Below are 4,406 nucleotides of genomic sequence, written 5' to 3'. Positions count from 1 at the left end.
TGTTTTTACTTTTTATATGAATCATTTATCGTTTTTCTGGCTACCACAAAACAAGGCGCTTCTTCTTAAGGGCCTAGAATCAGAATTTGCCCAACTTGTTGGACATTCCATCTCAGCGGGAAAAATAACCCTTCCTCCTATCCCTAACGTTGTACTTAAAATCCAAAAACTTTGTACTCTGGAATCGACTGGGATAGCCGAGGTTGCCGAGTGCTTGCTTGAAGATCCAGGCCTTACAGCCATCGTCATTCGAGTTGCAAACTCGGTTGTCTTCAACAGACGCAACATCACCTGTGTCGACATTATGACGGCCGTTTCACGCCTGGGCATATTGCGTGTTCGTGACATCGTGACTGCACAAGCGATCGAACAACTCAAGCACTCAGTTGATTTAAATAAAGAGTGTAACCAGCTATTGATTCAAAGCGCTTCTGTCTCAAAAGAGTTAGGCGCAACCATGGTACTTGTGACCAATGGCTTTAAAGAGATCGCTCCTGCTGAATATCGCTACCTTGAACATGAAAAGTCTTTGCTAGTTGGTTTGTTAGCCGATATTGGGCTGTTCTGCCTAGTAAGCGAGTACCACCTATACCTTGAGAACGGTAACTACCTCGACCACGATATCGCGCTTCAGATTTTCCAGGGCCAATGTTCAGCCACCAGCAAGCTAGTACTCAAGCGTTGGGGCTTCGACAGCGACTTCATTGACGTGTGCAGCAACACCATCAACAAACAAGAAGAACGTGAAGTTTCTTACTTAGATATCGCACGTATTGCTAACCACCTACTGATGTTCAGAAACAAGGATGAGAACATCGATGATCACGAAGTTGAGCTCAACGTGACAGGTGCAGAAGTGCTTTATAATCTAAGCAACTTGAGTAAACATGATTTTAATGCAAAGCTAAACGACGTGATCAACGCTAGTGGCTTCTAAGTCATAGAAAAAGTTGAAGTAATTGCAATAGAGGAAAGCATGTTTACAGGGATGATCTTCATATTTGCTCCACTTGTTGTGGGGTATCTATTTTCAATTTCAAACACCCAAACGCTAGAATTCATTAACCGCTCTACATCGCGTTTGATCTATGTAATTCTAGCGCTGATGGGATTAAGCCTTGCCGCACTTGATAATCTTGGTAACAACCTACAGACAATCCTTCTTTACACAGTCACTTTCTTTGTCTGCTTGAGTGTTTGTAACCTGATGGCATTGCCCGCGATAGACAAAGTACTGCCACTCAAAACAGATAGTAGTCAAAAGAAGCTGCCCCTTTCTTCGATGGCAATGGAGTCTGCCAAACTCATTTTGGTTGTCGGCTCAGGCCTTATCGCAGGACTCGTTCTGCCTATCAGCCTTCATTGGGTCGATACAGCGAGTGAGTGGATTCTATTCGTTCTTCTATTCTTCATTGGCATCCAGCTGCGAAACAGCGGGCTGACCCTAAGACAAATCTTGCTCAACAAGCATGGCATGGTCATCGCTGTCACGATAATTATCACCTCTATGTTAGGCGGTGTTATCGCTGCTTACTTGCTGGATATTCCCCTGTTTAAAGCGCTAGCCATGTCTTCTGGTTTTGGCTGGTACTCTTTGGCTGGAATACTAATGGGCGATGCGTTTGGTCCGGTCTACGGCGGAGCATCATTCATGCTTGAGCTACTGAGAGAGCTTGTCGCGTTAGTTCTGATTCCAGTGCTCATTCGAAACTATCCATGTACGTCTATTGGTTATGCCGGAGCTACCGCCATGGACTTCACTTTGCCTGTCATTCAAACAACAGGCGGCGTTCGCTGTGTGCCTATCGCGATTGTTAGTGGATTTATATTAAGTCTACTCGTGCCCATTTTGATGTTGTTCTTTGTATCTCTTGCTAACTAGATCGCAGGAATAGCGATCGATTTAGATTAGAATGCATCTCGAATACCAACGCCCAAGATACCGATACAGTTACCCAAATAAAAAGACACTAAGTGTCATTGCTCAACAAAGAATGATCACGGTAACCTGTAACGACAAAGTAATAACAAGAATAAACTTACAAAAGGACCCGCTATGAAACGCCTTTGCGTCGCATTACTGCTAGCTTCAACTTCTACTTTCTCTTTTGCAGCAGATTCAATGTCTGAAACAAACCAGTGCCAAGCGAAAAAATACGATGCTTACATCGACGCCTCTCTAAATTGGTACGCCGATCTTGCTGAACTCACCTCAGAGCAATACCCAGAGCTAACAGAAGTCAGCGAGTGGTTCCTTGAAGGCCGTAAGCACCACTTCGAGCTAAATCGTGCAGCGGTACACTACTACTTGGTAAACGACTCAAGCAAAGTAGCTACAGAGCAACCTGTTGAAGGTTGGCTGCAACTTGAGCAACATGACATTAAAACGCTATCACAGCGCGATGATGAACTAGGCAAGGTAGCAAAAACGACGTTCGACGACCGTCAATCAAAGCCTCACGCTCAAAACTACGAGCTGCGTTCTGCGTTTGCAGAGCTACTTAGCCACCCTAAACAGATCGATACAGCACTGCAGCGTTACAACACCTCTATTGCTGAACTTGAAGCGATTAAATGTAAGTAACCCCTCATTTAATAGGCTTTTATGAGAAGTTGGATTTCATAATTAAGACGGGACATTGTTCCCGTTTTCGTTTAGATTGTCCCGCTCGCGTCAATATTAGAAAAATAACTCGCTTGCTATGGTTACGGAACAAAAAACAGCAGATGTTAGCTTCGACAGTCTTCTACGTATCTTCACGGTACCTGAAGGCCCAGATTCAACACTCACTCAAATTGAAGACAAACTTTCACGAAACCTGAATCAATTCTTACGTGAACATATCGTGGCTGAAGAAAAGCCACTGCGTGAAATTGAGAAAGATTTTTCAAATGCTCATATCCCAGAGCAGCCTGAGTTTGTTTCTGAACATACTGAGCATCTCCTCGATTCTCTTGTATCGCACTCGGTTCATACGTCTTCACCAAGCTTCATTGGTCACATGACGTCTGCCCTGCCTTACTTCTTGATGCCGCTTTCTAAAATCATGATTGCGCTGAATCAGAACCTAGTAAAAATCGAGACTTCAAAAGCTTTCACTCCTTTAGAACGTCAGGTTCTAGGTATGCTTCATCGCTTAATCTATCAAGATGATGACGCGTTCTATTCTCGTTGGATGCACAGTGCAAATCACTCATTAGGGGCGTTTTGCTCTGGTGGTACTATCGCGAACATTACTGCGCTTTGGGTCGCACGTAACAATGCACTAAAAGCACAGGGCTCGTTCAAAGGTGTCGAGAAAGAAGGCTTATTCAAAGCCATGAAACACTACGACTACGAAGGCCTAGCCATCTTAGTCTCTGAACGTGGTCACTACTCTCTGAAAAAAGCCGCTGACGTGCTGGGTATTGGTCAAGAAGGTCTTGTATCAGTTAAAACAGATAACGACAATCGCATTTGTACTGACGACCTACGACTGAAGATCGAGCAGCTCAAGCAGAACAAGATTAAGCCTTTCGCCGTTATCGGTGTCGCTGGTACAACGGAAACCGGTAATATCGATCCACTAAGAGATATTGCAGAGGTATGTGCCGAGTCTGACTGCCACTTCCATGTGGATGCAGCTTGGGGCGGCGCGACTTTAATGTCCAACAATCATCGCCACCTACTTGATGGTATTGAACTAGCTGACTCTGTCACTATCGATGCTCACAAGCAGCTTTACATCCCTATGGGTGCTGGCATGGTTCTGTTTAAGAAACCAGACGCGATGACTGCGATTGAGCACCACGCTCAATATATCCTACGTAAAGGCTCTAAAGACTTAGGTAGCCATACGTTGGAAGGCTCTCGCTCAGGTATGGCGATGCTGGTTTATGCTGCAATGCACATCATCAGTCGTCCAGGCTATGAACTGCTGATCGATCAAAGCATCAACAAAGCACGTTACTTTGCCGACCTGATTAAAGAACAAGATGATTTCGAGTTAGTCTCTGAACCAGAGCTTTGTCTACTGACGTACCGCTACGTTCCTGAAGCGGTAAAAGCAGCCCTGCTTAAAGCCGCTCCTGAGCAGCGTGTGGAGTTGAACGAACTTCTGAACGAACTTACCAAGTTTATCCAGAAGAAACAGCGTGAAACCGGTAAGTCATTTGTCTCTCGTACTCGCTTAAACCCAGAAGCGTGGGCTCACCAACCCATCATCGTTTTCCGCGTAGTGTTGGCTAACCCGCTAACGGGCAATGAAATTCTTTCTTCGGTACTTGAAGAGCAGCGTGAAATTTCAAAACTAGCGCCAAACTTAATGGGTAAAATCACTCAGTTAGTTACGCAAATCAACGCATAGCCATTCAATTTTAGTTGCATCAAATTGAAAATTTCTTTCTTTTTGGTGTAACTTAGATGT

At 44.6% G+C, this 4,406-nt stretch carries 4 protein-coding genes; all 4 read left to right on the top strand.

All coding sequences use genetic code 11. The features are described 5' to 3' along the window. The first annotated feature begins 16 nt into the window (after positions 1–16). The gene (locus BCT81_RS14140) at positions 17–937 is read left to right on the top strand and encodes an HDOD domain-containing protein (protein ID WP_102424829.1); all 921 of its coding nucleotides are present in this window, start codon (positions 17–19) and stop codon (positions 935–937) included. A gap of 39 nt (positions 938–976) precedes the next feature. Then, positions 977–1,882 (top strand): lysine exporter LysO family protein, encoded by a 906-nt coding sequence (locus BCT81_RS14135; protein ID WP_102424828.1) that lies wholly within the window; start codon positions 977–979, stop codon positions 1,880–1,882. A gap of 174 nt (positions 1,883–2,056) precedes the next feature. Continuing rightward, the gene (locus BCT81_RS14130; protein ID WP_008224391.1) at positions 2,057–2,584 is read left to right on the top strand and encodes a hypothetical protein; all 528 of its coding nucleotides are present in this window, start codon (positions 2,057–2,059) and stop codon (positions 2,582–2,584) included. A 118-nt stretch (positions 2,585–2,702) separates the two neighbouring features. Beyond that, entirely contained in the window at positions 2,703–4,346 is a 1,644-nt protein-coding gene (gene panP / locus BCT81_RS14125; protein ID WP_102424827.1) for a pyridoxal-dependent aspartate 1-decarboxylase PanP, read from the top strand. Positions 4,347–4,406 lie beyond the last annotated feature (60 nt).

Origin of the sequence: Vibrio sp. 10N.261.52.A1, assembly GCF_002876325.1 — a bacterium.
GTDB classification, from domain to species: domain Bacteria; phylum Pseudomonadota; class Gammaproteobacteria; order Enterobacterales; family Vibrionaceae; genus Vibrio; species Vibrio chagasii.
This window is presented reverse-complemented; position numbering and strand designations above follow the sequence as displayed.

Bases quoted from the DNA above. Each gene is read 5' to 3' on its own strand.
- BCT81_RS14140 (WP_102424829.1), top strand. From the start codon at position 17: ATGAATCATTTATCGTTTTTCTGGCTACCACAAAACAAGGCGCTTCTT.
- BCT81_RS14135 (WP_102424828.1), top strand. From the start codon at position 977: ATGTTTACAGGGATGATCTTCATATTTGCTCCACTTGTTGTGGGGTAT.
- BCT81_RS14130 (WP_008224391.1), top strand. From the start codon at position 2,057: ATGAAACGCCTTTGCGTCGCATTACTGCTAGCTTCAACTTCTACTTTC.
- panP (WP_102424827.1), top strand. From the start codon at position 2,703: ATGGTTACGGAACAAAAAACAGCAGATGTTAGCTTCGACAGTCTTCTA.